21 protein-coding genes and 1 riboswitch are annotated in these 22,488 nt (G+C 54.8%); all 21 genes read right to left on the reverse strand.

Annotation, left to right across the window (positions count from 1 at the left end; all coding sequences use genetic code 11):
- Positions 1-167 precede the first annotated feature (167 nt).
- On the reverse strand, positions 168-449 hold the full coding sequence (locus tag V3851_RS23345) for an RNA-binding S4 domain-containing protein (RefSeq protein WP_331848917.1): 282 nt from the start codon (positions 447-449) through the stop codon (positions 168-170).
- Positions 449-721: an HU family DNA-binding protein gene (locus V3851_RS23350; protein WP_044482598.1), complete on the reverse strand. Its 273-nt coding sequence runs from the start codon at positions 719-721 to the stop codon at positions 449-451. Before V3851_RS23350 ends, V3851_RS23345 begins: the two co-directional genes overlap by 1 nt.
- A 171-nt stretch (positions 722-892) precedes the next feature.
- A complete protein-coding gene (yabN, locus tag V3851_RS23355) occupies positions 893-2,395 on the reverse strand; it encodes a bifunctional methyltransferase/pyrophosphohydrolase YabN (protein ID WP_331848918.1) in 1,503 nt (500 codons plus the stop codon).
- A 133-nt stretch (positions 2,396-2,528) separates the two neighbouring features.
- Positions 2,529-4,217: a putative polysaccharide biosynthesis protein gene (locus V3851_RS23360; RefSeq protein WP_331848919.1), complete on the reverse strand. Its 1,689-nt coding sequence runs from the start codon at positions 4,215-4,217 to the stop codon at positions 2,529-2,531.
- Positions 4,218-4,402: 185 nt separating this feature from the next.
- On the reverse strand, positions 4,403-4,945 hold the full coding sequence (gene spoVT, locus V3851_RS23365) for a stage V sporulation protein T (RefSeq protein ID WP_331848920.1): 543 nt from the start codon (positions 4,943-4,945) through the stop codon (positions 4,403-4,405).
- A gap of 323 nt (positions 4,946-5,268) precedes the next feature.
- Entirely contained in the window at positions 5,269-6,387 is a 1,119-nt protein-coding gene (locus tag V3851_RS23370) for a peptidylprolyl isomerase (protein ID WP_331848921.1), read from the reverse strand.
- A complete protein-coding gene (mfd, locus tag V3851_RS23375; protein WP_331848922.1) occupies positions 6,374-9,898 on the reverse strand; it encodes a transcription-repair coupling factor in 3,525 nt (1,174 codons plus the stop codon). Before mfd ends, V3851_RS23370 begins: the two co-directional genes overlap by 14 nt.
- Before the next feature lie 229 nt (positions 9,899-10,127).
- Positions 10,128-10,358, reverse strand: coding sequence for an anti-sigma-F factor Fin family protein (locus tag V3851_RS23380; RefSeq protein WP_331848923.1), 231 nt, complete (start codon positions 10,356-10,358; stop codon positions 10,128-10,130).
- Positions 10,359-10,446: 88 nt separating this feature from the next.
- Complete coding sequence (gene pth / locus V3851_RS23385) at positions 10,447-11,007, reverse strand: aminoacyl-tRNA hydrolase (RefSeq protein WP_331848924.1); 561 nt, start codon at positions 11,005-11,007, stop codon at positions 10,447-10,449.
- A gap of 538 nt (positions 11,008-11,545) precedes the next feature.
- The gene (locus tag V3851_RS23390; protein ID WP_036618130.1) at positions 11,546-12,499 is read right to left on the reverse strand and encodes a ribose-phosphate diphosphokinase; all 954 of its coding nucleotides are present in this window, start codon (positions 12,497-12,499) and stop codon (positions 11,546-11,548) included.
- A 100-nt stretch (positions 12,500-12,599) separates the two neighbouring features.
- Positions 12,600-14,006, reverse strand: coding sequence for a bifunctional UDP-N-acetylglucosamine diphosphorylase/glucosamine-1-phosphate N-acetyltransferase GlmU (gene glmU, locus V3851_RS23395; RefSeq protein WP_331848925.1), 1,407 nt, complete (start codon positions 14,004-14,006; stop codon positions 12,600-12,602).
- Between the two features lie 123 nt (positions 14,007-14,129).
- Positions 14,130-14,414: a septation regulator SpoVG gene (gene spoVG, locus V3851_RS23400; RefSeq protein WP_331848926.1), complete on the reverse strand. Its 285-nt coding sequence runs from the start codon at positions 14,412-14,414 to the stop codon at positions 14,130-14,132.
- Positions 14,415-14,597: 183 nt separating this feature from the next.
- Positions 14,598-15,428 (reverse strand): pur operon repressor, encoded by an 831-nt coding sequence (gene purR, locus V3851_RS23405; protein WP_331848927.1) that lies wholly within the window; start codon positions 15,426-15,428, stop codon positions 14,598-14,600.
- Between the two features lie 89 nt (positions 15,429-15,517).
- On the reverse strand, positions 15,518-16,372 hold the full coding sequence (gene ispE, locus V3851_RS23410; protein ID WP_331848928.1) for a 4-(cytidine 5'-diphospho)-2-C-methyl-D-erythritol kinase: 855 nt from the start codon (positions 16,370-16,372) through the stop codon (positions 15,518-15,520).
- A 190-nt stretch (positions 16,373-16,562) separates the two neighbouring features.
- Positions 16,563-16,745 carry a protein sspF gene (locus V3851_RS23415; RefSeq protein ID WP_331848929.1) on the reverse strand — a complete coding sequence of 61 codons (183 nt, stop codon included), beginning with the start codon at positions 16,743-16,745 and terminating at the stop codon, positions 16,563-16,565.
- Positions 16,746-16,945: 200 nt separating this feature from the next.
- Entirely contained in the window at positions 16,946-17,218 is a 273-nt protein-coding gene (gene veg, locus V3851_RS23420) for a biofilm formation stimulator Veg (RefSeq protein WP_331848930.1), read from the reverse strand.
- 142 nt (positions 17,219-17,360) lie between these two features.
- Complete coding sequence (yabG, locus tag V3851_RS23425; protein ID WP_331848931.1) at positions 17,361-18,257, reverse strand: sporulation peptidase YabG; 897 nt, start codon at positions 18,255-18,257, stop codon at positions 17,361-17,363.
- Positions 18,258-18,310: 53 nt separating this feature from the next.
- Positions 18,311-19,198 carry a 16S rRNA (adenine(1518)-N(6)/adenine(1519)-N(6))-dimethyltransferase RsmA gene (gene rsmA / locus V3851_RS23430; protein ID WP_331848932.1) on the reverse strand — a complete coding sequence of 296 codons (888 nt, stop codon included), beginning with the start codon at positions 19,196-19,198 and terminating at the stop codon, positions 18,311-18,313.
- A complete protein-coding gene (rnmV, locus tag V3851_RS23435; RefSeq protein WP_331848933.1) occupies positions 19,195-19,767 on the reverse strand; it encodes a ribonuclease M5 in 573 nt (190 codons plus the stop codon). Before rnmV ends, rsmA begins: the two co-directional genes overlap by 4 nt.
- Positions 19,768-19,896: 129 nt before the next feature.
- Positions 19,897-21,030 (reverse strand): G5 domain-containing protein, encoded by a 1,134-nt coding sequence (locus V3851_RS23440; protein WP_331848934.1) that lies wholly within the window; start codon positions 21,028-21,030, stop codon positions 19,897-19,899.
- Positions 21,031-21,287: 257 nt separating this feature from the next.
- A riboswitch (cyclic di-AMP (ydaO/yuaA leader) is annotated at positions 21,288-21,499 on the reverse strand.
- A 216-nt stretch (positions 21,500-21,715) separates the two neighbouring features.
- Positions 21,716-22,486 carry a TatD family hydrolase gene (locus tag V3851_RS23445; RefSeq protein WP_331848935.1) on the reverse strand — a complete coding sequence of 257 codons (771 nt, stop codon included), beginning with the start codon at positions 22,484-22,486 and terminating at the stop codon, positions 21,716-21,718.
- Positions 22,487-22,488 lie beyond the last annotated feature (2 nt).

The following is a 22,488-nucleotide window of genomic DNA, read 5'->3' on the forward strand; positions in this document are numbered from 1 at the left end:
TACTGTTCAACAGCAGATGAGGTTTATTATTATATTATCATCTTTCAATCATTTGGGTAGGGGTATTTTTTGAATTACTCGCGAATTCGTCCTCCCCGCAAAATTGAAAGAAAGAAGCACGCCCCGTTTCAGGGAAACGGAGCATGCTGATCATCGCATCTCTCGCCTTAATTCCAGTCGAAACCGGAGTCCTTGGCGATCGGTTCTTCCTTGACCAAGGTATACAGGGTGGCAGCCTCTTCCTTTCGAGTCGTCTCCGCCAGGCGTTCGACGCGGACCGTCACCAGCTTTTGGCCGAATTGAACGGTAATCTCGTCGCCCACCTTCACGGTGCTGCTCGGTTTGGATTCACGCCCGTTGATCAGAACTCTGCCTTGTTCGGAGACGTCCTTCGCCACCGTGCGCCGCTTAATCAACCGTGACACCTTCAGGAATTTATCAAGACGCATTATTTTACGGCTTCTTTAAGTTTGTTGCCCGCTTTGAAAGCTGGAACGTTGGATGCAGGGATTTCGATCGTTTTGCCGGTTTGCGGGTTGCGGCCGGTACGACCGGAACGTTTGCGGGTTTCGAACGTGCCGAAGCCGATCAGTTGCACTTTGTCTCCGCCAGCAAGAGCGTCGGTAATTTCGCCGAGGACTCCGTTCAATACGGTTTCAACGTCTTTTTTAGTCAAACCGCTTTTGCTGGAAATGTTGTTGATCAAGTCTGTTTTGTTCATTAATAATGCCTCCCAATAGTAAAAAAAATAGATGGATACTGACGGCCAGCGCTCCGCAAGCCGCGCGATATCTTTGTATGAGTATTCTTTCTCAAAGCCGGAATTCCTGCCCGGTAAACAACTTTTTTTTGTTTTTTCGCAAAAAAAACCGAATTTTAGGGGAAATTCGCGTTATTTGGATGCCCGTTCGACCGTTTTGGCCTCGTCCCAAAGCGCATCCATCTCAGCCAGGGTGCTGTCTTCGGGCGATTTTCCGGCCTCGCGCAGCTTGTCCTCCACATACGTAAAACGGCTGACGAATTTCGCGTTGGTCCGCGAAAGCGCCTCTTCCGGATCGGCCTTGATATACCGGGCGGCATTCACGATCGAAAACAGCAAGTCGCCGAGTTCGAGCGCTTGATCGTCCGCCGGGTGCCCGTCGGTGACGGCTTCCCTGAATTCGGCCAGCTCTTCCTCGATCTTCGCCCAGACGCCGTCGATCGTATCCCAGTCAAAGCCGACTTTGGCCGCCTTCTTCTGCAGCTTGTACGCCTTCATCAAAGCGGGCAAATCCCGCGGAACGCCGCTTAGCGCGGACAATTTCTCCGGCTCGATCCCCTTGCGGCGCTTCTCCTCCGCTTTCATCGCATCCCAGTTCTTAAGCGCATCCTCGGCATCCTCGGCGCTCAAATCGCCGAACACGTGCGGATGGCGATACAGCAGCTTCTCATTGAGCTCCCGGATCACATCGTAAGCGGTGAACATGCCGGTTTCTTCCTCCATCTGCGAGTGCAGCATGACTTGAAGCAAAAGGTCGCCGAGCTCTTCCCGCATATGGTCTGGATCGTCCTCATCGATCGTCTCCAGCACTTCGTAGGTTTCTTCAATGAGATTTTTACGGATCGATTGATGCGTTTGCTCCCGGTCCCAGGGGCAGCCTTCCGGACTGCGCAGAATCGACACGATCTCGTGCAGGCGGTCGAAGCTGCCGATGCGCAGACTATCGTCTTCGCTGGCCGGGACGTATACGAGCGACAGGTTCCCGTAACCTTGAACGCGGTCCAATTCGTACAGCGGAATCCGCAGCACTTGCTCCGCCCCGGATACACCAAGCGCATGTCCGACTACGACAGGGTAATCGTCGGGGTACATGTCCATCAGGGACAGCTTCACGTCGGAAGCCGTGAACTCGTCGTAGACCTGGCCGATCAGCGTGTGCCGCCGGGGATCGATAGTCCCGCGGGACAGATCGGAAGCGTCCAGCAACTGAAAGCCTTCGATCGGATCAAAGCCGAGCCGGACAAACGCTTCGTCCAGGAAGCTCTCCCCGCCGGTGATCCGCAGTTCGACGGCTTCGCCGGGGCAGCGTTCGCGCAGGAGCTTAACGGTGGCTTCTGCAACCATCGGGTGCCCGGGTACGGCGTACAGCACCGATTTGCCCTCGCCGGCCGATTTGGCCGAAGCGATGAGCCGCTCCGTAATTTCCTCGTATACCGACGGAAAATCATCTTTGGATTCGTAGACCTCATCGAATGAGGTGAATGTCACTCCGGTTTCTTCGAGCCAAGCCACAACCGGATGATCCTTGGTGCGTACGTATCTCTCCTCGGCCTCCCGAAGCAACTTCAGGCTTCCGAGCGTCAAGCGGTCCGGATCGCCCGAGCCCAGCCCGACGACGGTAATCAGTGCTCCCATTTCGCGAATCTCACTCCTGTCTACTCTATATACCGGAAAAATGGACAAATCTCATCCTTAACTATACCACCAGCCGCGCCAAAGGCAAAAATTTCTCCTTCGGGCGATGCACGGAGCCGCCCCGTTACAGTGGCTAGCGAAGCAGCCGCAGCTTCCGAAGCGCGCTGGCCAGCTTCGGTCCGACGCGGGGCAGGGCGGCGAGCTCCGCCCCGCCGATCAGCCGTAGGCGTACGGCCGCTGCGGCAAACACGGCTGCGCCGAGCAGCACGCCGAGCACGCTCTCCGCCAGGGCCGCAAGGCGGCCCGGCGGCAGCGCGGCGTCGCCCGCAAGGCGCAGCAGCGCCACGGCGGCCGCCATCGCCAGGACGGCGGCCGCGGGCCGTACCGCCGCGTCCCGCAGGCGCGGGCGCAGCCCGGCGCGGCGCAGCAGCAGCGCCAGGTTCAGCGCGGCTGCGACGGCATAGGCGGCGATGCCGGCGATCGCCGCGCCGCTGATGCCCAGCCGCGGCACGAGCAGCGCGTTCAGCAGCGCCTTGAGCGCGGCCGCTGCGAGCAAGTGCACGGCCGGGGCGCGCACGACGCCGAGCCCCTGCAGCAGCGCAGCGGTAATCGTCACCAGAGCACCGGGTGCGGCCGTCCAAGCCAGCCAAGCGAATGTTCCGGTGCCCGTGTTATCCTCGTACAGCATCACATTGATCGGCTCGGCGAGCAGGGCCAGCCCCGCCGACGCGGCGAGCCCGATCAGCCAGAACCAGCGGAGCGCCAAGCCCGTCTGTTTTGCTATCCCCTCCCTGTCGCCGCGGAGATTCATTTCCGCCAGTACGGGGATGAACAGCACCGACAGGGAGGAGGCGAGCATCGTCACCAATTGGACGAGCGGGATACCCCGGTTGTACACGCCTACCTCCACCATCGCGCGCAGCTCGTCCCCACCGTTGTTCAACAGGCGCGGCAGCGTGAACGTGTCGACCAGATTCAGCAGCGGAATCGCCAGCGAAGCCAGGCAAATCGGGATGGCATACCGGAACAGCTCCCTGATCAGCCCCCGATCGGCATTAGCTTTCCCGACCGTAATCAAAGCTGGCACACTTTCGTCTCTCGCCGGTCCCGGCTGTACCTCCGCCAGAGCCGAATCCCCGCGCTTTCGGCCAGATCTCCCCGTGGTCTCCCGCTTGCGGTACCCTTTCCAGTACAGAAGCATCACCGCCAGCCCGGCGGCCCCACCCACGGCCGATCCGGCCAAGGCCCCGCCGGCGATGACCGCCTCCGAGCCTCCAATCCCGGTGAAATAAAAGAGCAGGCCGATCATCACCGCTACGCGCACGGCCTGTTCGGTCACCTGGGATACGGCGGTCGGCGTCATATTCTGCAAGCCTTGGAAGTACCCCCGCAGGGACGCGCTCAGCGGGACAAACAGCAACGCCGGAGCCGCGCTGCGCAGAGCCGGAATGAGCTGGCTGCTGCCGATCCAGGCCGCCAGCAGCGGCGCCCCGAAGTACATCAGCAGGCAGCCTGCGGCTCCCAGTGCAACCATCACGACGGAGGCGATCCGGAGCACGGCCCGTTTGCCCGCCTCCTCGCCGAGCGCATGCCGCTCGGCCACAAACTTGGAGACTACCGTCGGAAAACCGGCCGTCGCCAAGGTAAGCAAAATCGTATAAAACGGGTAGACGGTGTTATAGATGCCGAAAACCCCGTCCCCGCCGATATTTTGCAGCGGTATTTTTTGCAGCGTACCCAGCAGCTTGCTGACGATCGCCGCCAAACTGAGCACGGCGGCCCCCTTGAGCAGCCGCGAGGTTGTGTTTCTATCTTCGTTCATAATCTACCTACTTTGCGGATTCATCATAGCCCGTTCATAGGTTCCATTATATGACGAAATCCGCTGCCGCCGCCATGCCGGGTCCCCGGTCGGCCCGGAAAGCCCAAAAAAACACATCCCCGCTTCCGGCGGCTCTGCTGCCTCACGGGTAGCTTGGGATGTGTTGGTGTTTGCCGGATTCAGCTTTACTGCTCCATCTGTTTGCCCAAAAAACCTGCCGCCGTTTCGGCCATTTTGGACTCAAGATCCGACATTTTGACCGATTCGTCTTTATTCATCAAAACCACAGAGCCGATCGGGTCCCCACCCGAAATAATCGGAGCGATTACAAAGGAAGAGATTGTTTCCGGATGATCCCGGTTTATTTCATAGGTTCCCGTAGCCGTCTCCAAAATAATTTTGCGGTTCTCCATACTGTTCTCCAGCAGCGAGCTGATCTGCTTGTCCAAATATTCTTTCTTCGAAGCCCCTGCCACCGCTATTAACGTGTCGCGGTCGGAAATCAAAGTAATGTGGCCTGTGCTTTCATATAGCGACTCCGCATACTCTTTGGCGAAATCGCCGAGCTCCCCGATCGGAGAATATTTCTTAAGAATAACCTCACCGTCGCGGTCCACAAAAATTTCGAGCGGGTCTCCCTCCCGAATCCGCAATGTCCGGCGGATTTCCTTCGGAATAACCACCCGGCCCAAATCATCGATACGGCGTACAATTCCAGTAGCTTTCATGTCACATGTTGCCCCGCTTTCTAAAGAAGTATTGAACTACTGTCGAACGGATATTCTTTTACCCTTCGGTATGTTATTACATCATTGCCGGTTAAAAAGTTTCGGGGAAGGCCCCGCCCGGATCAGCCGGCGGCTGGATTAGTCTGCACTTGGAGGGACTTCGGCTCTTGTGATTCTGACCATAGTATTCATCCCTTCCCAGCAGCTTATTCATCCGAATTTCCATTGGGCAGGGCGCTTCATCCATCTGCGTTTAAGGACAACAAAACAGCGCGAATCGCTCCGCGCTGCTCCGGCAAAGCCGGCAGGAACGGGTTTCCCCGTTACTTGCCCGCATTCGTGTTGCCTGTGCTGCTGTTGCTTGTACCACTGTTGGTGCCCGAGCCGTTTTCCGCTCCGGCATCCGTTCCGGCGTTATTGCCCGTTCCGGAATTCGTCGAGCCGTTATCCTCGCTCTTCTCGACCTTCGGCAGCTCGATCTTCTTAATGATACTCTTCTCCAGCTCGCCGGTCATGAACTCGTCCAATTTTTGGGAAGCGACCGACATTTGGATCAGGTCTTTCTCTTCTTGCGTCAGATCGTCGAATGTCTTCTCGGTCCGTTTCTCGACGCGCATAATGTGATATCCGTACGTCGTTTCTACCGGATCGCTGATCTGGTTAAGCGGCAGGCTGATCGCCTGCTCCTTGAATTCGGGGACCCAATTGCCGACAGGCGTGTCTGCATACAGTCCGCCGTTGTCGATATTGGTTTGCCCGTCGGTGGAGTACTCTTTGACCAGGGTCGCGAAGTCCTCGCCATTATCCAGCTTGGCCTTCACTTCCTTGGCCAGCTTCAGAGTATCCTCTTTGCTGCGTTCCTTACCTTCTCTGTCCGTAAAACCGATCAGAATATGGCGGACCGAAGCGGTGATATAATCCTCTTTGGTCGCTTCAAATTCCTTCTTCACATCTTCGTCGGTCACTTTGGTCTTCTCGCTCTCCATGACGGTGTAGATGCGAATCATATAGTTTTTGAAATCCGCCTCGGAGACCTTCTGGGCGTCCAGCATTTGTTTGAACGCATCGTCGCCGATGGATTGTTTCATGGCCGCAAGCTGCTCTTCCGCCTTCTTCTTGCCTTCTTCCTTGATCTTGTCGTCGGCATTGGCTTCCAAATATTCATAAGCAATTTCCTGCTTAATCAAATATTCGCGGAAATCGTCCATTTGCAGGAATTGCTCATATTCCGGTTGGAGCGCAAGCAGAATCCGCTGTTCACGGTCAAATTCATTCTCCGTGATCTCGCCGCCCTCGTAGGTTGCGACGACTTTGCTAGTATCTTCGCCGCCAGCGGCGTTGCCTTCGCTTTTCTTTCCGCAGCCTGCCAGCGCGGAGAAAGCCATAACGGCAACAAGGGCAATCAGCAGCGTCTTCCAAGAACGCCTTTTACTTAGAAACATCTTGTAGTTCCCCTTTCACTTTGAATGAATCCTTCAGGGCTCCCAGGAACTCCTCCAGTAGGCCCATCATTTCCTTATCGTCCATTCCTTTGGTTTTCATGCGGATCAGCATTCCCGACCCCTGAATAAATTGTACACGTCTTCCGAACAGATTGCCAACTTCCGCAATTTTGGCCGGAACGATATCCCGCTCCCGCCCCTCGTAGAACTTCACGGTAATCTCTTCTCCGCGCAGTACGATGGACTCGATACCGTATTGCTTGCCGTACAGCTTAATCCGCGCCACCGAGAGCAGGTTTCTGACCGCCTCCGGCGGCTCGCCGAAGCGGTCCAGCAGCTCGTCCTCCAATTCGGCGACTTCTTCGAATGTCGCGGCGGCGGCTGTCTTTTTGTAAATCTCAATCTTCTGAATACTATCATAAATGTAATCCGGCGGTAAATAGGCGTCGATGCCAAGATCGATCGTTGTGTTCCATTTCGCATCGTCCGGAACCGCTTCACCCAGCATACTTACTTTGCGTTTCTGGATTTCTTCCGCCAACATTTGGGAATAAAGGTCAAAACCGACGGAAGCGATAAAGCCATGCTGTTCCGCGCCGAGCAAATTGCCCGCCCCGCGGATGGCAAGGTCGCGCATCGCGATTTTGAAGCCGGACCCCAGTTCGGTGAATTCCTTGATCGACTGGAGGCGCTTCTCCGCGACTTCCGTCAGCGATTTGTCCCGCTGATACGTGAAATAGGCATAGGCGATCCGGTTGGACCGGCCGACTCGGCCGCGAAGCTGATAAAGCTGGGAAAGCCCCATTTTGTCGGCATCGTGAACGATCAGCGTATTGACATTCGGGATATCGACTCCGGTCTCAATGATGCTCGTGCTGACGAGCACATCGTATTCTCCGTCCAGGAAATCAAGGATCGTCTTCTCCAGCTCCTGTTCGGACATTTGCCCATGGCCGATCCCTACCCGCGCGTCCGGCACAAGCATCGAAATTTGCGCGGCCATTTCCTGGATCCCTTGCACGCGGTTATACAAGTAATAAATCTGCCCGCCGCGGGCCATTTCGCGCTCGACCGCTTCGCGTACAAGCGCCTGGCTGTGCTCTACGACATAGGTCTGGACCGGGAACCGGTTTTCCGGTGGCGTCTCGATGACGGACAAATCCCGGACGCCCAGCATGGACATATGCAGGGTCCGCGGAATCGGCGTGGCGGTCAAGGTAAGCACGTCCACATTCGTTTTGAGCTTCTTGAGCTTCTCCTTATGCGTTACGCCGAAGCGTTGTTCTTCGTCGACAATCAACAGTCCCAGGTCCTTAAAGACGAGATCCTGAGACAGCAAACGGTGCGTACCGATGACGATGTCGACCGTCCCCTGACGCACGCCTTTGATCGTCTCGTTCTGCTCTTTGCGGCTGCGGAAGCGGCTTAGCGTCTGAATATTGATCGGGTATCCGGCAAAACGCTCGCGGAAGGTCTCGTAGTGCTGTTGAGCCAGAATCGTTGTCGGCACCAGTACGGCCACTTGCTTGCCTTCGATCGCCGCTTTGAACGCGGCCCGGATCGCCACCTCGGTTTTGCCGTAGCCGACATCGCCGCAAAGCAGGCGGTCCATCGGCCGGGACTGCTCCATGTCCTTTTTGATTTCTTCGATCGCACGGAGCTGGTCGCGCGTCTCCTCGTACGGGAACATCGCCTCGAATTCCTGCTGTTCCGGCGTGTCCTTCTCGAACGCAAAACCCGGCGAAGCCTGGCGATCCGCATACAGCTTGATCAGGTCATCGGCAATGTCCTGCACCGAGGAACGGACTTTATTTTTGACCCGGGTCCATTCATTGCCCCCGAGCTTGTATATTTTCGGCTCCTTCTCCTCCGAACCGACGTATTTCTGAATCATGTCGATTTGCTCGATCGGCACGGACAGCTTGTCGCCTCCGGCATACATGATATGCATGTAGTCTTTATGGATGCCGCCAACCTCTAAGGTGCCGATACCCAAATATTTCCCGATCCCGTGATTCTGGTGAACGACATAATCGCCCACCTTCAGCTCGGTATAGCTCTTGATCCGCTCGGCATTGTCCATGCTCTTGCCGACCTTGCGCGCTTTCCGCTGTTTCTGGGAGAACATCTCGCCTTCGGTGATGACGACGAGATGAACGGAAGGCAGCTCGAAGCCCGACTGCAGATTACCCTTCAGCAGGGTCGGCTCGTCAATGCCGTAATCCTGCAGCACCCGGCGCATCCGGTCCATCCGGTCCTCGCCGCTCGCCAGCATGATTACGTTGGCGCCGCTCTTTTTCCAACGTTCCATTTCGGATTTCAATACGTTCATCTGCCCGTGGAAATCCTGCATCGCCCGGCTGACGAAATTGATGATATTTTGCGGCTGGGTATGAGGCACCTGGCGCAAAAACAGTGACAGAAACAGCGTCTGGAACGGACGGTGATACAGCACGTGGTCCCCTTCCAGTGCGAGCGGAAGCTCCGGCAAGCTTTTGCCGTTCTGGAACAAATGCAAATTCCATTCCGATTCATCCCGCTCCAATTGACGCGACGTCTCCAGCAACCGGGCCGGCTCGTCGAGAATAAGCAGGGTATCCTTCGGCATGTAATTATATAGCGTAGTATTCTCGGGATAAATCAGCGAAATATATTTATAGATTTCCGGAAAATAAACATGCTCGCGCAGCAGCTCAATCTCTCTGGAAACCTCTTCTTTCAATTTCTGCTTCGCCTGGCGGTCGGTCATTTTCTCAAGCTGGCGTTCCAGACGGTCCGCTACGGCTTGGGCCGCCTTTTCCAGACGGTCTTTGGTGGCGATGATCTCTTTGCAAGGAGTTACGAACACCTGCTTGATTTGATCTACGGACCGCTGGTCCGCCGGGTCAAAGGTCCGGATCGAGTCGATCTCGTCGTCGAACAGTTCCACGCGATAAGCCATGGACGAGGTCAGCGGATAAAAGTCGATGATACCGCCGCGAATGCTCATTTCTCCCCGGGATTCCACGCGCTCTACTCTCTCGTAACCGAGCTCGATCATTTTGGACAGGAATTGATCCAGTTGGAGCGTTCCCCCTAGTTCAATCGATAGCCCCGCATCCGCCACCGCCTCCGGCGTAGGGATGAACCGGCGCACGCCCGAATAAGGTACGACCACAATCCCCCGGAATTCCTTGGAGCATTGCAGCAGCACCTCAATTCGCTGAGCCAGCGTCTCGGGACTCGAGACGGCCGCCTCGGCGGCGACAAGCTCGTTCGCAGGATATAACAGCACCTGGTCCGCTGATAGCGCTTCCTGTAAATCTTCGAATATTTTCTGCGCGGAAAACATGTTATGGGTAACAACCAGCAAGGGCCGATTCGTCTCCTGATGCAGCGCCGCGAGCGCTACCTGTCTGGAGGACCCAGATAAGCCGGAAATCAGCTGTTCCTTCATTCCGGCGCCAACTCCCGCTACCATCGAGGTGAAATCCGAGTCCCGGGAGAATGCTTGTATGAGTGCTTGTAACAAATGAGGCACCTCTCTTATTTCGTAATGCGTCTATCCTGCAAGTTTACCATTAGCTATCTTATTATCGGCACGCAAGTGCTGTGACAAATCCGCGGGTCGGTCACTCAAGCGCGGAGCATGGATTCTATTCGCCCTTCCAGCCCGCGATAGTGTAACCACAAAAGGAGCCTCAGCAACCGTGCCAAGGCTCTGTATCCCATTCATCCGGTGGTATCGTTTCCGCTGCCATTTATTGCAGGGGATTCGAAAGCAGCGTCAGCTCCGGATTGCTCTCCAGCGCTTCTTTACAATAATCGCAGGTCACGCGGACCGTCATTTCGCCGTTCGAATCATACGCTATTATATCTCGCCGCTCCTCGGGGGTCAAGAAATGGAAACCCAGTTGGGATTCGGATACATGGGGCGCATCTATTCTACCAATAAACGTCCGGCAGTGCCGGCAGACATAGTTTATTGCCATCTATATGCCTCCTGAAGATTGTTTATAACCTTCAGTATGTCCCCAGGTACCCGCTTTTAGCCCGCCGCCCCGAATATTTACGGGAGTTCTACCCGTTAAATTTGGCCATCGTCTGTTCAAAAGTATGGTCCAGGCTGTACTCCAGCGCATCGCAGGCCGCCTCGATCGACTTCTGTAACAAGGGAGCCTCCTTCTTGGGGAACGTAGACAACACATAATCTACGACGGCATACCCCGGCTCCGGCCGCGAAATCCCCATGCGGATCCGGTTGAACGTCTGCGTTCCCGTATGCTGGATAATCGACTTAATTCCGTTATGACCGCCCGAGCTGCCTTGATACCGCAGCCGGTTCCGTCCGACCTCCGTATCCAGATCATCGTACACGACAATCATATCTTCAAGCGGCACCTTATAATAATCCATAAAAGCGCGAACGGCTTCGCCCGACAAATTCATGAACGTCATCGGCTTAATCAGCGCGACCTTGCCGCCCGGCAGAAGCCCTTCGCCGATCAGCGCCTTGCATTTGCTTTGCTTGATCGCGATTCCGTGCCGGCGTGCCAGCTCGTCCAGCGCCATGAACCCGATATTATGTCTGGTCTTCTCATATTTAGCCCCCGGATTGCCGAGGCCTACGATCCATTTCATTTGTGAATCCTCCATTGGTTATTTCACGGACTTAGTATAGCCCTTATTACTCTTAACACTATAATGTTTGCTCACAAGTAAGCGATTCCCGTAGGGAGAGCGATTGTTTGAAGTAAGTTACCAACTCACCCTCCCAATTAACTCCTTCGCCTGCAGAAGCTCCAACTGTAGAGCGTGCCCCAAAGGGGCGACAAGCGGCTCTCTCCTCGAATTAATCTCGGGTGCGTTCGAAAGCAGCAGTGCCTCCAACCGATAGGTAACCCGGGTGCACCCAAAGTAAGACGGACCCGAAGGGGGAAAAGCGTGCCTCGCACCAACCTAGCGCATCCCCGAAGGGGACAGCGGGTAGGAGCGCCTCTATACCTCCCACGTTCCCCCCATTTCGGGTAATCCCCTAGGGCAGAGCCCTGGGGGGCCCTCCCTTACAGTAAGGGAGGGTTTGGGAGGGTTGAGACCACGGTTGAGAACCACCATACACCAAAAGGGTTGCACTCCCTCGCGGGAAGGTGCAACCCCTGTTAAGCAGCAGGACGTGACTTTATTCGATCTCGAACAGCTTGCTGATCGACAGTTCCTCGTGGACGCGGATGATGGCTTCGCCCATGAGCGGAGCGACGGACAGCACTTTCAGCTTGCTGGTCGGATTCGGATGCGTAATCGGAATGGTATCCGTAACAATAACTTCCTTCAGCGGAGAGTTTTCCAGGCGTTCCATCGCCGGGCCCGACAGCACGGGGTGCGTACAGCAGGCGTAAACCTCCTCGACGCCGCCTTCCTTGAGGGCGTTGGCGCCAAGCACGATAGTGCCGGCCGTATCGATGATATCATCGACGAGGATCGCGGTTTTCCCTTCGATATTCCCGATGATATTCATAACTTCGCTGACATTCGGTTCCGGACGGCGCTTGTCGATAATCGCCAGCGGCGCGTTCAGGAAGTCGGCCAGCTTGCGGGCGCGAACCACCCCGCCATGGTCCGGAGATACAACGACCGGGTTCGGGATGTGCTTCGAACGGAAATACTGGGCCAGAATCGGTACGCCGAGCATGTGGTCAACCGGAATATCGAAGAAGCCCTGAATCTGCATCGCATGCAGGTCCATCGTAATGACGCGGTGCGCTCCGGCTTTCTCGATCAAATTGGCCACCAGCTTGGCTGTAATCGGATCGCGCGAACGCGCCTTCCGGTCCTGACGGGCATAGCCGTAATACGGGATAACGACGTTGATACTCTTGGCCGAAGCCCGTTTCAAGGCATCCACCATTACGAGGAGCTCCATCAAATTGTCGTTGACGGGAGCGCAGGTTGACTGAACCACATAAACATGGCAGCCACGCACGCTCTCGGACAGCTTGACTTGAATTTCGCCGTCACTGAAGCTCGTCGTCTCCGAGTCGCCCATCGGGATGCCGATATAATCGGCGATTTGATGAGCCAGCTTAGGATTGGAGTTACAGGTAAATATCTTCAGTTTAGAATCACAATAAGTCATAAATTTAAATACCCTCCGTGCTGTGTAGATAGATTAACTATCCCGTCATTGAATTATCACTGCATCCTGCCGCTAAAATAAACTGTCCAAAGTCAAAATGTTACGACTCCGCCTGTGCTTTTTCCTTCTTTGCCTTCGCGCGGGCCCGAAGCTTCTCGGCATAACCCGGCTTGTTTTCTTGGCGGGTGCGGGCAATCGCCATCTCATTGTCGGACACGGAGCGAGTTACCGTCGATCCCGCCACGACATAAGCTCCCTTGCCGATCTTCACCGGAGCAATCAGGTTGACATTGCTGCCGATGAACGCGTCATCCTCAATCTCGGTAATGGATTTATTATAACCATCGTAATTGACGGTTATCGCGCCGCAGCCGATATTTACGTTCTTGCCTACCTGGGCGTCGCCGACATAACTTAAATGCGAGACTTTCGAGCCGTTATCCAGCGAAGCGTTCTTAATTTCCACAAAATCGCCCACCTTGACATGCTCGCCTAGTTTTGCCCCCGGACGCAAATAAGCGAAAGGTCCGACCGTCGTTTCCTTGCCGACTTCCGCCTGGCAGAGTACCGACCGTTTTACCTTTGCGCCGTCATAAATGCGGCTATCTTCGATATCCGCGTCGGGACCGATCTCGCAATCTTCGCCGATAACGGTCTGCCCGGCAAGCGTGGTTCCCGGATAAATTACCGTGTCCGCGCCGATCGTTACGTCGGCTCCGATATAGGTGGAGCCGGGATCGATGATCGTTACCCCGTTCAGCATATGCTTCCGGTTGATCCGCTCGCGCATGAACGCTTCCGCCTCGGAAAGCGCCAAACGGTCGTTGACGCCGATCGATTCCGCACAATCGTCGGTCATGTAGCCTTCGACGACCTCGCCCTCGCGGACCAGAATACCGATGACATCGGTTAAATAATATTCTTGCTGCGCATTCGAATTGGTCACTTTCTCCAGCGCGGCGAACAATTTTGCATTATCGAAACAATAAGTCCCGGTATTGATTTCCTTCACCGCATCCTCTTCAGGCGAGCAATCCTTCTGCTCGACGATCCGCAGAACGGAACCGTTTTCGGTGTCCCGGATGATCCGGCCGTATCCTTGAGGATGATCCATGGAAGCCGTCAATATGGTGGCTGCCGCGTTCTTCCGGGCATGCAGGTCGAGCATCGCCTGCAGCGTCTCTTCCGTGACCAGCGGGGTATCTCCGCATATCACGATCGTAGTGCCCTCTTCCTTGCTTAACAGCGCTCCGGCTTGCTTTACGGCGTGACCGGTTCCCAGTTGCTGCTCCTGCAGCACATACTCGGCATTCGTTCCCAGATAAGACTTGACCGCCTCGGCACCGTGGCCTACAACCACGATACTGCGCTCGCATTCGACTTTCTTCACCGTATCGAGCACATGCCCGACCATCGGCTTGCCGCATACAGGGTGTAGCACTTTATAGAGCTTGGACTTCATTCGCTTCCCCTGGCCCGCGGCCAGAACAATCGCAAATCTTTTCAAGGCCCCGGCCTCCTTCACATAAACTCATTACTGAGTTTATCTCATTTAGGACAAAAAGAAAAGAGAGCCATAGATATGGCTCCCTTTTCTCGAACCCCAATTAGTCGAGACAAAACCTAAAACTTAAGCCCCTTCTTCAATAACTTCCTCGGTCTCGGCAGCACGTTCATACTCCGCCAGGACTGCGGCTTGAATCTTCTCGCGTGTGCCCGAAGAAATCGGATGCGCAATGTCCCGGAATTCCCCGTCAGGAGTACGCTTGCTTGGCATAGCCACGAACATACCATTATTGCCGTCGATTACGCGAATGTCATGAACAACAAATTCGTTATCGATGGTAATGGATGCGATCGCTTTCATTCTGCCTTCAGAGCTGACTCGGCGGAGTCTTACATCCGTAATTTGCATATGTGTTCACCACCTTTTTCCATCAGAGACTTGGTGTAATATTCCACATAGCAAACGGAAATCCTTTTTTTTTCATGAACAAAATGACCTAAATTCAGGAATTTTTTTGAACAAAAGGTCTTTTCGACACGATTCGCCGGAATTTTCTAACATTCCACACAGTTTCGACAAGGTCCTAAAGTTCTATTTTTTCGAAAAATAATTTCCTGGTTCTACCGAAATTTCCTTTCCCTTGGCGTCGACGGCACGCAAAGTTGCCAACGAGACATAATCCTGAAGCAGACGCTGTTCCGATTCGACCTCACCCGATTCCACCAAAACGCCGACTCCGGCTACCTCGGCATCGAATTCGGCAAGCAGATCGACCATGCCGCGGACCGTTCCGCCGGCCTTCATAAAGTCATCCACGATAAGCACCTTTGACTTTTCCTTCATCGCACGCCGTGATAAGGTCATCGTATGCAGGCTTTTGTGCGATCCCGAAACGTAATTGATGCTTACCGCCGAACCCTCCGTCACCTGGTGGTCCCGGCGGACGAGGACGACCGGCAGATTCAGCTCGGCGCCCGTGGCATAAGCCAGCGGTATCCCCTTGGTCTCCACCGTCATGACGCAGTCGATATCGCGGTCCGCAAAAACGGTCGCAAACAGTTTGCCCGCCTCATTCATCAGCCCGGGCAAGCCCAGCAGATCCGACATATACAAATAACCGCCGGGCAAAATCCGGTCCGGGTCCGACAGCTTCTCGCACAGTTCATTCACAAAATGAAGCGCCTGCTCCCGTCCCATTTTGGGGATATACTTCACGCCGCCGGCCGCGCCGGCCAAGGTTTGCAATTCCCCGGTTCCCTCTTCCTCAAAAACTTCCTTGATGATCGCCAAATCCTCGCTGATCGAAGATTTCGCGGCTCCGTACCGATCCGCAAACGTGGAGAGAGGAATCAACTGATGCGGCCGGGACAATAAATACTGAGTCATTTCCACTAGACGGGCGCTTCTTTTAAGTTTTTTCACGAAGTATCCCTCGCTAAATCCGAATATTTTATAGAAAATATACCATTTTTATACGTATCTATTCAAGCGCTAGTCCAAATCCCGTGGTTTTACGTCAATAGTCTTACGGCGTACACCTCTTTGCAGAAGCCGCGCAGTCCGTTATAAATGCGGGAGACCTTCGATTCCTTGGATACCAATCCGAACACCGTCGGTCCGCTGCCGGACATCAGGACGCCATCGGCCCCAAGCCTGATCATCGTCTCTTTCAGATGGGCCACCTCGGGATAAACCTGCAGGGTTACTCCCTCCAGGACATTCCCCAGAGCTCCGCAAACCCCGGCAAAATCGCCCTCTTCAATCGCTCTCCGCATTCTGTCGGCGGAAGGGTGCGTTTGGATCTCTTCGCTTTTAAGCCGCCCGTACACTTCCGCGGTCGATACGTTGATCGGCAGCTTCGCCAGAATCACCCAGCATTGGGGCGGATTCTTGAGCGGAGCCAGCTTCTCTCCCCGCCCCGTGGCGAGCACCGTCCCCCCCGTAACGCAAAACGGGACGTCGGAGCCGAGCTCGGCCCCAAGCTCCATCAGCTCCTCGTTCGAAATGCCGAGCTTCCACAGGCGGTTGAGACCCCGCAGCGTGGCGGCCGCGTCGCTGCTGCCTCCGGCCAGTCCCGCCGCTACGGGAATCTTCTTGTCCAAATGAATATATACGCCGCTACGGACGTCGTAGCGTTCCTTAATCAGCTTGGCGGCCTGGAAGGCTAGGTTTTTCTCGTCCAGCGGGATATATCCCGCCTGGCTCGATATAATAATCGTATCCCTCGGGAGAGCGCTCATTTCCAGACGGTCGGCCAAATCCACCATCGTCATGATCATTTCGACCTCATGATAGCCATCCGGCCGTTTATGTAAAACATCGAGCATCAGATTGATTTTGGCCGGTGCTTTTTCATAAATTTTCAAGACGCTCACCCACTTTCAAATTCCGTTAGATTCTATATCAAGACTTAACATATTATAAAAAAAACTCCGCACTTCGTCTATGTACGAAAGACACTTCGTCGTTATTGTTTCCTCTATCTTACTTGATCCCCGTCCAAAAACAAACGGACTTCCCAAATGTGGGAAGCCCGCTAGGGTTTTGCTTCGGGCGCTACAGCTGCTTCGATGCCGCAGCCCGCTCGGCAAGCTCGATGGCTCTTTTCACCATGTTCCCCGCATCCTTGGCTTTGATCCCGCCCCAGCCTTCTTCCCGGACGGTATCGTAAAACCCGAGGTCCTTCGCCAGCTCGACCTTCAAATCCTCGGACATGACGCTGCGTCTTCTGCGTGACATGTGCCACTCCTCCTTAGGAAGTCATGGATAAAAGAACGACCATAGTATGCGCCGTACCATCCCCGATCATACGCCGGACGGGCGGATGTGTCCGCTCCGCGCGCACTTCTCCTTGGAGCAGAAGCGAGCCGCTTCCGCGAAAATAAAAAGCGGCCCCGCGCCTTAAGCGCTTGGGCCGTTTCGTGCAATCATCTTGATGTTTATGGTTTAATATACGAACGTGTTTCGTTGTTATCGTCACAAACCATAACTTCGACGGTTTCGGTAAGTATATCGGCATAACTGTAAGACACACGCTTGAAAGTCTGTTGTTCTTCATCGAGCTTCACGATAAAGACCGAAGGATAGGTCTCCTCCAATACACCGGTGCGTTCGACGGTCTTTCGGCGACCTCCGTTTGCACGCAGCATAATTCTTTGTCCAACGTGAGCGTCGAGACTGTGTTTGATTTCCGACAGCGCATTTTTAGCCATAGCCTGTGACCACCTTCCTTCTTTGTCCATTATATCACGAGGAGAGGTCACTTGTCAAATAAAACACTATTATATCAGCAGCAAAAAACGGTTGTCAACGATTTTTTTTCGACACTTGTGTTGATTAATTAGATTTGTGAGTTTACATGGACGGAACGACCTTTAAAGCGGACAAATCCATCAGTTTGGGCAGTCCGATCCGATAGCTTCCCCGCGTCTCTATGCCCCCTACCCCTTGGGTTCCGCTGATCGTCGATTTTAGAACCTCCGTGATATTAATCGTCTCGCGAATCGGGGTCAACGACGCCTTGGCGGCGATATATACCGGATCGAGCGCATGGATCAGCACTCTGGCCGGGGAACTGGCGAAGTTAGCCCCCGCCTGCAGCAGGGCTTCAAAATGCGACTGGCATGCGCCTGCGACAATCGTCAAAGCGTCGAAGTTCCGCTCGTACTGTCTTGCCGTTTGGATCGCCTCGATAAAGTGCTTGGAATTTTTATAGCTGGACAAATTGTACAGATCCGAGGTCGGGCGGTTTTTCAATACGCCGTCATGCCCCGTCAGTACGACGACATCCGGCTGAATGCTCGGCAGCAGCCGGTACAGCGCTCCCGCCATCGCCGATTCGGACACAAAATACCCGTGGGCGGGCACGCGAAGCTTCTCGTACAGACTGAGGCTCTTTTGCAGATATCGTTCGTCTCCGTCCAAGTGAAGCACTTTGCCGGGGACCTCGAAGAACGACGGCTCTCCGTTCGGATACCAGTCCCGGCCCAGGGCCGATTGATTCCGCTCCGTCAGTTCCAAACGATCCTTTTGCAGTTTTTGCAGCGATTCGGTAGCCTTGATGCGTACACGCTGCGTTTTCTCTCCCGGGTCATTCTGGCTTACCTTGACCAGGTCGGACAAGGGCGCGTCGGCGAGCAGCCGGAATTCCGTTCCTTTGATGATGGCCTGCTCCCGCTCGATCCTCTCGACCCGGAAGGTTACATCCCCTCCATACGATTTGCGAACGACCAAGTCTCCCAAATTCGTCAATTCAATCACCTCTAACCCATCGTATGGGCGAATGAGGGGATTGGTTCCTGCATCTATTCTCCGAGTCCAGCGGCATATAGTGTATTGGCAAGACCCGCGAATTCCTCCAGGCTCAGCGTTTCCGCGCGCCGGGAAGGCTCGATTCGGCTCTCCGCGAGCAGCGCCTCCAGCCGTTCCCGACCTTCTCCCGGGAAGAAGCGGCTTTTGAGATTGTTGGCGATCGTTTTGCGCCGCTGGGCAAAAGCCGCCTGTACCACCTCGAAGAAAAAGGCCTCATCCGCAACCGAGACCGGCGGCGCACTGCGGACCTTCAGCCGGATCACCGCCGATTCCACATTCGGCTGCGGAATAAATACGCTGTGCGGGACCGTGCATACCAGCTCCGGTTCGCTGTAATACTGGACGGCGATGCTCAGGCTGCCGTATTCCTTGCCGCCGGGAGAGGCCGCCATCCGCTCCGCCACTTCCTTCTGGATCATCACGACGATATTTTCCAGGGGAAGTCCCGCCTCCAGCAGCTTCATAAGGATCGGCGTCGTAACGTAATAAGGCAGGTTTGCCACGACGCTGACCCCGCTGCAGCCTTCAAACTCGTCGGCAAACAGGGCGTGCAAGTCCAGCTTGAGCACATCCCCGTGAATGACATGGACCTGCGGGTAAGGCTCCAGCACCTCCTCCAGGATCGGCAGCAAGCGCTGGTCGATCTCTACGGCGGCGACGCGGCCCGCCTCCTGGGCCAGCTTTTCCGTCAACGCGCCGATCCCCGGCCCGATCTCCAGCGCTCCCTTGGACTTGTCCAATCCGGCCGCGCCGACAATCTTGCCCAGAATATTCTGGTCGATCAGAAAATTCTGCCCCAGACTCTTCTTAAACGAAAAACCGTGCCGTTGGATAATCTCCTTCGTCCGGCGCGGCGTTGACACCTCTTCTCTCATCGTCATCCTTGATCGCCTCTTTCGTTCTCCAATTCGATCAGCGCGGACGCAAACTCCTCGCGGCTGATCCGGAACACGGCCAGCCGTTTATAAAACTGCTTGCCGTTGCAATACCCGATTCCGAGCCGCTCCCCCATAAACCGCCGGCGCGCGGCGGCGGCGGGGTGGACGATCAGCCCGGCGGCGAGCAGGTCCTCCCACGAGATCAGCCCTGCTCCTGCATCCCCGCCCGACTCCGCTACGGCTTCGGTGCGGACGCGGGCGAGCGCCTCGCGGATCGCTTCCGGCGCAGCGTTCTCCACACCGATATCGCCCCGCTTGGTCGCGTCCTCCTCCCGCAGGAAGGCATGCTTGCATCCCGGTACCCGCTTCGCGACAATTTTGCGGATCCGCTCCCCGGCGTGGTCGGGGTCCGTAAATATGATCACCCCGCGGCGCTCCATCGCCAGCTCGATTTTGCGCAGCGTCGCCTCATTGATCGCCGATCCGCCGGTCTCGATGGTGTCGGCGTCCACCGCCCGTTTCACCGCGACGGTATCGTCGCGCCCTTCCACCACAATGACCTCTTTGATCATGATTCCCTCGTCCCTTTCCGAAATGTATCGCAAGAACAAACAAAAAGAAGAGGAATGATCCTCTTCTTATCCGTGTCTTATTCATCATCCTAATAGTATCTCATTCCCTGGGCAAAGTAAACGCCGCCGCTAGTTGAGCTCCGGTTTGGTCGGACCGATGACATACACCGTCCGGCCCTTTTTGCGCCCGAAGTTCTGCGCCGCTTTCAGGGAGTCATAGTAGACGTCCATCTTGTTGCCCTTGATCGCGCCGCCGGTATCCTCCGCTTTGCGGAAGCCGACGCCCTCGATATAAACCCACCAGCCCAAAGGAACGACGCTGCTGTCGACCGCGATCGTTCGACCTTCCGTCACCCTGGTGCCGGATGCCGTCCGCGTCCCGATGCCGTCTTCCTCGGAGGAATAGGCCGTAAGGGTCACGTTTTTAAGTATTTTTTTATATTTAAACGAGACGCCGCCTTTCGTGGTTAGCCCGCTGATATTTACCGAGTTCGAGCTACGGGAAATGCTGGCCGCCGCAACGGCCGCCGGTTTCGTTCCTACGGCGACGACTTTCGGCGAGGCCTTCTTGGCGACCTCTTTGCCGAGCCAGCGCTTGGATACGAATTTTCCGTCTTCATACACCTTTTCGATATTATGAATGACCAGCCCTTCGCTGCCCGGGGACAAAATCTTGGTCTTGCCCTTGAGCAGGGTGTCGTCCGAAGTCTTCACGACGGTAAAAGGCACCGCTTCTTGCGTCTGTACTTGTTGTTTGGTAACTCTGACGATCTTGATGTTCATGTTGGCCGTTACATAGCTGTCGAGCGCCGGGGTCACTTTGTCCTCTTTTCCCAAAGTCACGCCAAGCTCATCGATCGCATCTTGCACGCTATGTTGCGTTGTGAAACCGGTCTTCGTCGCTCCATCCACGCTCACCTTTACAGGAACCGCGCGCACGAGCGCAATTTTGTCCCCGTCTTCCGGAGAGCCGACCAGCGGATTTACCGCCGCATCCTCCGCGTTGATAACGAGAGACTGTTCTTCCAGCAATTGATTGACTAGCGATTGACGGGATTCGGTGCTTTCCTGCTGCCCGTCAACAACCAAATAGCTCTGTTTATTGTTTTGGCTGTATACCCAAATCAGGATGATGACAATTACCGCGATGGCCAAAATTCCGATAACGGAAATTTGACGTAAATGTTCTTGTTTCCATCGCAATGCGTAAGACATGCTGGATGAGCGTGATTCATGGGATTCCTGCTTACGGAAAATGCCCATTTCTTCCGTCCTCCTTCATAGTCCCGCCGTCTAGGTCGATTCATGTTGCGTATGACGTGACTACATTTCATATTTACGAAATGCGCCGAAAAGCCGCACTTCGCATCCTGCCCCAGTCTGCCCGGCATAGTCACCTCCTGTATACAACAGTATGATGACCCTATTACGTTTATTCAAAACAAAAGAAGCCTTAGAGAAAGAGTAAGAGGCTCTCTTTCGTGGCTTCCGAATGTCTTGGTGTAGTAGGATGCACGAGTTTGCCCTCTCTTAGTACGCTTACGGAGTTAGCTGTCGGGTTAGGACGCGAGAGACCCGCCCTTCCTCGGTTCATTCGCTCATGGCGCAACGACCTTGAATTCACCCCATTGACCCAAGTAAAGAAATCAAGTGCAGGTCAAGCCGGCTTATCCGGCCCGCTTGCAGTTGGTTCCCCCGTTCTCCACAAGTGGAGATTAAGCGAGACTGGTTCACGGAACATGTAATCGGAATCGTCAGGTTGGCTCATGAACGACTCCAAAAAGATTACTGAAAAGATTCTATCCTGTTTCGATGCAGGTTGTAAAGCGCGAATCAACCACGTTTATTTTAATAAATGGTTAAAAAAATGTAATAATCTGAGCTCTAATGATTAATATCCATTAATCTTTCGCGAATGCTCTTTTTTTCACCGCTTTTTCTCCCGAATTCAGCGAATCCCAAATCGTTCCAGGGCATTTCTGGTGGTTATTTCGGCGATTTCCTCTACCGAAACGCCTTTCAACTCGGCGGCCGCTTCGGCCACTAAACGGACATATCCGGTCTCGTTTCGTTTTCCACGAAATGGATGTGGAGTTAAGTACGGGGAATCGGTTTCGATCAGCAAACGGTCCATCGGCGTCTTGGCCAGAACTTCCTTCGGCTGTTTTGCATTTTTAAACGTAATCGGTCCGCCAAACGACAAATGAAATCCCAAATCCAGACACATTTTGGCAATTTCCCAGCTTCCCGAGTAGGAATGCATCACGCCGCCGATTTCATTTGCCTTCTCCTCCCGCAAAATACGGACGGTATCTTCGTGCGCGTCCCGGTTATGGATGCAGATCGGCATACCGAGCTCCCGTGCCAACCGGATTTGCTTGCGGAACACTTCATGCTGCACGTCTTTGGGCGACGTGTCCCAGTAATAATCCAGTCCGATTTCTCCGATGGCCACCACTTTTTCATGCTTGCACAATTGTGCGATCCAGTCCAAATCCTCATCCTTCATCGTAATCGCATCCTGCGGGTGCCATCCCACCGCCGCGTAAATGAAGTCGTGGGACTCGGCCAGCTTCATCGTCGTGGGGATCGTTTCGCGGTTAAATCCGATGTTGATCATCCGCGTCACTCCCTGCTCCAAAGCCCGCTGAATCGCCTCTTCCCGGTCGTCGTTGAACTGCGGCGCATCCATATGTGTATGCGTATCAAATAGCTCCATGG

Source organism: Paenibacillus haidiansis (assembly GCF_036553665.1).
Lineage (GTDB): Bacteria > Bacillota > Bacilli > Paenibacillales > Paenibacillaceae > Fontibacillus > Fontibacillus haidiansis.

What these genes read in the sequence shown, in the direction of transcription:
- V3851_RS23345 (WP_331848917.1), bottom strand. Translation starts at nt 449, where the DNA reads ATGCGTCTTGATAAATTCCTGAAGGTGTCACGGTTGATTAAGCGGCGC.
- V3851_RS23350 (WP_044482598.1), bottom strand. Translation starts at nt 721, where the DNA reads ATGAACAAAACAGACTTGATCAACAACATTTCCAGCAAAAGCGGTTTG.
- yabN (WP_331848918.1), bottom strand. Translation starts at nt 2,395, where the DNA reads ATGGGAGCACTGATTACCGTCGTCGGGCTGGGCTCGGGCGATCCGGAC.
- V3851_RS23360 (WP_331848919.1), bottom strand. Translation starts at nt 4,217, where the DNA reads ATGAACGAAGATAGAAACACAACCTCGCGGCTGCTCAAGGGGGCCGCC.
- spoVT (WP_331848920.1), bottom strand. Translation starts at nt 4,945, where the DNA reads ATGAAAGCTACTGGAATTGTACGCCGTATCGATGATTTGGGCCGGGTG.
- V3851_RS23370 (WP_331848921.1), bottom strand. Translation starts at nt 6,387, where the DNA reads ATGTTTCTAAGTAAAAGGCGTTCTTGGAAGACGCTGCTGATTGCCCTT.
- V3851_RS23380 (WP_331848923.1), bottom strand. Translation starts at nt 10,358, where the DNA reads ATGGCAATAAACTATGTCTGCCGGCACTGCCGGACGTTTATTGGTAGA.
- pth (WP_331848924.1), bottom strand. Translation starts at nt 11,007, where the DNA reads ATGAAATGGATCGTAGGCCTCGGCAATCCGGGGGCTAAATATGAGAAG.
- V3851_RS23390 (WP_036618130.1), bottom strand. Translation starts at nt 12,499, where the DNA reads ATGACTTATTGTGATTCTAAACTGAAGATATTTACCTGTAACTCCAAT.
- spoVG (WP_331848926.1), bottom strand. Translation starts at nt 14,414, where the DNA reads ATGCAAATTACGGATGTAAGACTCCGCCGAGTCAGCTCTGAAGGCAGA.
- V3851_RS23415 (WP_331848929.1), bottom strand. Translation starts at nt 16,745, where the DNA reads ATGTCACGCAGAAGACGCAGCGTCATGTCCGAGGATTTGAAGGTCGAG.
- veg (WP_331848930.1), bottom strand. Translation starts at nt 17,218, where the DNA reads ATGGCTAAAAATGCGCTGTCGGAAATCAAACACAGTCTCGACGCTCAC.
- rsmA (WP_331848932.1), bottom strand. Translation starts at nt 19,198, where the DNA reads ATGACGATGAGAGAAGAGGTGTCAACGCCGCGCCGGACGAAGGAGATT.
- rnmV (WP_331848933.1), bottom strand. Translation starts at nt 19,767, where the DNA reads ATGATCAAAGAGGTCATTGTGGTGGAAGGGCGCGACGATACCGTCGCG.
- V3851_RS23440 (WP_331848934.1), bottom strand. Translation starts at nt 21,030, where the DNA reads ATGGGCATTTTCCGTAAGCAGGAATCCCATGAATCACGCTCATCCAGC.
- V3851_RS23445 (WP_331848935.1), bottom strand. Translation starts at nt 22,486, where the DNA reads ATGGAGCTATTTGATACGCATACACATATGGATGCGCCGCAGTTCAAC.